This is a genomic window from Nocardia sp. 852002-20019_SCH5090214 (assembly GCF_001665865.1).
GTDB classification, from domain to species: Bacteria; Actinomycetota; Actinomycetes; order Mycobacteriales; family Mycobacteriaceae; genus Nocardia; species Nocardia nova.
On record NZ_LZMK01000389.1, the window covers coordinates 1 to 2,623 of the forward strand.

Annotated in this window: 2 protein-coding genes and 2 pseudogenes; all 4 read right to left on the reverse strand. The window is 68.2% G+C overall.

Going from position 1 to position 2,623, the window contains the following annotated elements; translation table 11 throughout:
* Nucleotides 1-460, reverse strand: a pseudogene (locus A5780_RS32165) (hypothetical protein); the annotation flags it as partial.
* The gene (locus A5780_RS32170) at nucleotides 457-918 is read right to left on the reverse strand and encodes a hypothetical protein (protein ID WP_064910922.1); all 462 of its coding nucleotides are present in this window, start codon (nucleotides 916-918) and stop codon (nucleotides 457-459) included. The gene A5780_RS32170 and the pseudogene A5780_RS32165, both read right to left, overlap by 4 nt.
* Nucleotides 919-1,004: 86 nt before the next feature.
* The gene (locus A5780_RS32175) at nucleotides 1,005-2,015 is read right to left on the reverse strand and encodes a C40 family peptidase (RefSeq protein WP_227994915.1); all 1,011 of its coding nucleotides are present in this window, start codon (nucleotides 2,013-2,015) and stop codon (nucleotides 1,005-1,007) included.
* 122 nt (nucleotides 2,016-2,137) lie between these two features.
* Nucleotides 2,138-2,623 (reverse strand): annotated as a pseudogene (locus tag A5780_RS41475) (hypothetical protein); the annotation flags it as partial.

The following is a 2,623-nucleotide window of genomic DNA, read 5'->3' on the forward strand; positions in this document are numbered from 1 at the left end:
GCGTGCTGTCGCTGGGGTGCATGCTCACCGTCACCACACGCGCCGCCCGCGACGCGGTGTCGGCGGGGTGATCATCGGCCGTGGGGCGGGCAGTCGCGGTGACCGTGACGTGCAGGTCGCGCCACCGGTCCCACATGTCGGCTGTTACGGGGGCCAGTGCGATCGCGGCGGGGGCACCGCTGCGCGCGAATTCGGGTTCCAGCAGCGGCGTCGCGGCCTCGAACGCGCGCCGGGGATCGGGCCCCTCGGCAGGCCGGTAGGTGAACATCGTCTCCACCGCCGTCGACGTGACCGAGTCGGCCGAGCACGGGTCGACGGCGGTGAAGGGTGGATCGAATCCTGCACCTGCACAAGAGGGTTCGTCGGGCGGTCGGCCGCGTGACGGGTGTTCGGTGCACGCGGTCAGCAGGTACATTCCGGCCAAGACGGTGAGCAAGGTTGCGATGGGGCGTGAGGTCATTGCTGGTTCCTCGAGTGTTGGATCAGGCAGGTGAGATCGGCGCGCCGCCAGTCGACCCAGACGCCGAGCTGATGGCCGGTCGCGGGATTGGTGGCGGCGTCGACGACCAGGTCGAGCACCAGGCCGCTGGTGAACGCCGCACGGTGCAGGGCGCCGGGGTCCGCGACGAAGCGGGATGTGACGATGCGCAGAGTGGCCACGTCCGCGCCCCAGAGGTCCTTCCCGTGCGCGGCGAGCCAGATCGCTTGCAGCGCTGCGGCTTCGATGGCGGCGTCGTCGCTGTCCACGATCAGGTCGCGGTGGAAGCGATCGTGGGCCACAGTGCGCCCGTCGGGCCGGCAGATGGTGAAGGTCTGCCGCGTCGCGGCGACCCAGGCCAGAAGATGCGGCCCCGCTGATGCCCGCGCGGCGAGCCGTTGCTCGTGGGTGTAGCGACCGTTACCGGCTGCACTGGCCATCGTGGTGTTGCGACGCTTCGATGACGGAGGTGTAGGACGTCCACGGACGGACCGAGCCTTACGTCGTCGACGCGAATTATTCGGTGTCACAGTTGTTTTCCCTCCTCCGCCGTGGGGGTTCGGGGTTGTGGTGGTGGTGTGCTGTAGCGGCGGATGTCGAGGTGGTCGGTTCCGGCGACTCGGGCGAGCGGGGCGGTGGTGACGGTTTGGCCGGTTTGGGGGGCGTGGATGACCAGGTCCGTGCCGCCGGCGTCGCGGCCCGCGTACACGGCGACATGGTGGGAATCGCTCTCGCCGGGGGTTGTGAAGAAGATCAGGTCCCCGGGTTGCCGCTGATCGAACGCGACGATCTGCCCGGCCGGTGAGTCTTGTTGGGCCTGGGTGTAGTGCGGCAACCGGATTCGACCGCCTGAGGCCTGGTAGATCGCGTACAACGTCAACCCGGAGCAGTCGAACCCGCCGCCCGTCGGCCCATCGGCGTCTCCCCCACCCCACACGTACGGGGTACCGATCCACCGCTGCGCCGCGGCCACGACCGCCTGCCCGAACCCACTGGCCGGCACCGGCGCGCCGGAGGATCCCGAACCGGGTCCACATCCGCGAGCCGGTTGTCCTGGCGCGAGGGTGGGCACGGCCGCTGGGTCGATATCGGCGAACATCGCGTAGAGGCGTCGGGCCAGGTCCAGTTGTCCGGCATAGGCGTTCGGTGCGGACACCTCGACTGCCTGGGCGAGTTCGGCCGAGGTCATCGAAGCGGCGCCGGGGATGGTGGCGGCTTGGTTGTAGAACCAGTTGATCTGATAGATCGCGTTCATCAGCGTGGCGATCCCCGCGCTTCCCCAGACGCTGACCCGCATCTGGTGCGGGCCCACCGAATCGTGGTCGGCGCCGACGCCGTCGTTGGGGTAGTTCAACGATTCCGGGACGTTGGAGTTCGCAAGGTTCCGCAACGTCGATTCGGTGATCATCGCCACCAGTTCGGCGATGATCACCGACTCCGGAGCTCGGCGTTGCTTGCCGATCGCCACACCGTTGCGCGCCAGCTCCAACTGCCGCTCGTTCAACCCCGCCAGCGATTGACCGGTCGAGCCCGCCACTCCCCCATCTAGCACTGGCGTCGCACACGAGTCCGCGGGCTGTATTCCGACCAGCAAGGCCAGGAAAAGGATCAACGCGATGGGAAGGCACACGATGCCTGCGAGGAGGGTTCTGGAAGACATCACCCATCGCCGTCCTCCCCGACCCCGAGGACCTCGGCCTGGAACGGAGGCCGCGGACGATCGTTGTTTCCGCCGGTGAGGTGGGAGAAGCGGCGGTTGGTGTTGTGGATGTCGCGGGCGCGCTCGGTGGGGGTGAAGGTCATGCGGAACGGGATGCCGGGTGCATCGGCTTCTCCGGTCTTGAGCAGGAAACATCCTGTGCCGGGCGGTGTTTCGCGCGCGCCGGTGTTGTCGAGGTGATCGTCGGTCGGTGGCCGGGGCGCGGCCCAGGAGGTGACCAGCAACTTTTCGGTGTCGGTGATCGATACCGCGGCGCGGAGTCGTTCGATCTCTTCCGGCCCGACGGGGCCGATGATCTTGGCTCGGGCGCGTTCGAAGAAGCCGAGGGCTTTGGCTTGCGCCGCGGCGGAGTCGAAGGCGGCGAGGTCTTTGATGGTGTGGCTGCACATGATCAACCCGGTGCCCAGCGGCCGGTTCAACCGGGT